This window comes from Streptomyces sp. CO7, from assembly GCF_053474865.1.
The window spans coordinates 207740-209641 of record NZ_JBRIOU010000005.1 but is presented as its reverse complement, the minus strand read 5'-3'; the positions used below and the strand labels follow the sequence as shown (position 1 = coordinate 209641).

The following is a 1902-nucleotide window of genomic DNA, read 5'->3' as shown; positions in this document are numbered from 1 at the left end:
TCGCCGGGGCGTGCCGGCCCTCCCCCGGGGGCGGGTCGAGGTCCGTGAGTTCCGCGGCCCAGACGAGGGTCGCCGCGAACAGCGTCAGCCAGGTCAGGGCGGGCAGCAGGCGGGAGCCGCGGGCCGTCATCGTCGCCCCGCACGTCGCCTCCGGGCGGTCCGGGCCGTCCGTGGCAGGAACACCACGACGGCGGCGGCCACCCCGGCCAGGACCACTCCGGTGACCGTCTGCGCGGCGCCCGGGGCGGCTGCCTCGGCCTCGGCCTCCGCGCGGGCCCTCGCCTCGGCCTCCGCACGGGCGAGCCCGCCGCCGCCGGCCGGGACCGGGGCGGTCGGCGAGGCGGGGCGTCCCGGGACGACGGTGTCACCGCGGGCGTCGGCCACCCGCACCTCGGTGAAGCGTTCGGGCACGCCGTCGCAGCGCACCCGCACCCGGTACGCGCCCGGCCGGGCGCCGGTGCGGACACGGGTCTCGCCGGTGAGCGCGCCGTCGGTCCCGGTGCCGGTCAGCGTGGCCTCGGCCACGAAGGCGTCGGACGCGGCGGTGCCGGTGCGGCCGCCGCAGCCGTTCACGGTCACCCGTACGTCGGTGCCGGGACGCGGCGCGACCGGGGCCACGGCCACGTCGCCGTCCCCCGTGAGGGAGGCGCCGGCCACCGGGGTGAGCGCGACGGCCACCGCGGCGCCCGCACAGCTGAGCGTCGTACGTAGTGCACCCATCACGAACCTCCCGTTACCAGGAGGCTCCCCCGGACCACGCCGTCCCGCATCGGGGGCGGGCCGGGTATGCCACGAACGAACGGGTGCGCGCCGCCCGTTCGGAGCAGCGCGCGCCGGGCGGCGGCCTCAGACGAGGTCGACGATGTCCGCGATCGAGGCGACGACCTCCGAGGGGCGGAACGGGTAGTTCTCCACCTGGTCCTTGCCGGTCGAACCGGTGAGCACCAGGAAGGTGCGCAGCCCGGCCTCCATGCCGGCCAGCACGTCGGTGTCCATCCGGTCGCCGATCATCGCGGAGCTCTCCGAGTGCGCGCCGAGGCGGTTGAGGCCGGTGCGCATCATCAGCGGGTTGGGCTTGCCGGCGAAGTACGGCTGCTTGCCGGTGGCCCGGGTGATCAGCGCGGCCACCGAGCCGGTGGCGGGCAGCGGGCCCTCGGTGGAGGGACCGGTCTCGTCGGGGTTGGTGGCGATGAACCGCGCGCCGGCGTTGATCAGCCGGACGGCCTTGGTCATCGCCTCGAAGGAGTAGGTGCGGGTCTCGCCGAGGACGACGTAGTCGGGGTCGTGGTCGGTGAGCACGTAGCCGATGTCGTGCAGCGCCGTGGTCAGGCCGGCCTCGCCGATCGCGTAGGCGGTGCCGCCGGGGCGCTGGTCGTCGAGGAACTGGGCGGTGGCCAGCGCGGAGGTCCAGATGTTCTCCACCGGCACGTCCAGGCCCATCCTGCGCAGGCGCGCCTGGAGGTCGCGGGGCGTGTAGATGGAGTTGTTGGTGAGGACCAGGAACGGGCGGTCCTTGTCCTTCAGCCGCTTGATGAACTCCTCGGCACCCGGGATCGGGACGCCCTCATGGATCAGCACGCCGTCCATGTCCGTGAGCCACGACTCGATGGGCTTGCGCTCGGACATCCACAGCCTCCTGAACCTCTCCTGCCACCGGGGCCCCAGCCTATGCGCCCCCTGCCACCCCCAGCCAGGTCCCGACGCCCTGTATTCCCCCTGGCCCGCACCTGTCCGACCTGCGGACACGGCCCGTTCGGTCCGGGGACGTCCGCGGGGCCGCGCCCCCGCCCGGGGCGGCCGGTGCGGAAGGCCTCGGGAGGAGCCGGCCGGCGGGATCGCGCCCTCAGGAGCGGCGGCGGCGGAGGGCCCACGCCGTGGCGGCGGTGAGGGAGAGCGCGAGCG

At 75.6% G+C, this 1902-nt stretch carries 2 protein-coding genes; both read right to left on the bottom strand.

Annotation, left to right across the window (positions count from 1 at the left end; all coding sequences use genetic code 11):
* Positions 1-126: 126 nt before the first annotated feature.
* Entirely contained in the window at positions 127-720 is a 594-nt protein-coding gene (locus ACOV8S_RS19400; protein ID WP_448319068.1) for a hypothetical protein, read from the bottom strand.
* 126 nt (positions 721-846) lie between these two features.
* Positions 847-1626, bottom strand: a complete 780-nt coding sequence (locus ACOV8S_RS19395) for an HAD-IIA family hydrolase (RefSeq protein WP_351114107.1) — start codon at positions 1624-1626, stop codon at positions 847-849.
* Positions 1627-1902: the final 276 nt, after the last annotated feature.

What these genes read in the sequence shown, in the direction of transcription:
- ACOV8S_RS19400 (WP_448319068.1), bottom strand. Translation starts at nt 720, where the DNA reads ATGGGTGCACTACGTACGACGCTCAGCTGTGCGGGCGCCGCGGTGGCC.
- ACOV8S_RS19395 (WP_351114107.1), bottom strand. Translation starts at nt 1,626, where the DNA reads ATGTCCGAGCGCAAGCCCATCGAGTCGTGGCTCACGGACATGGACGGC.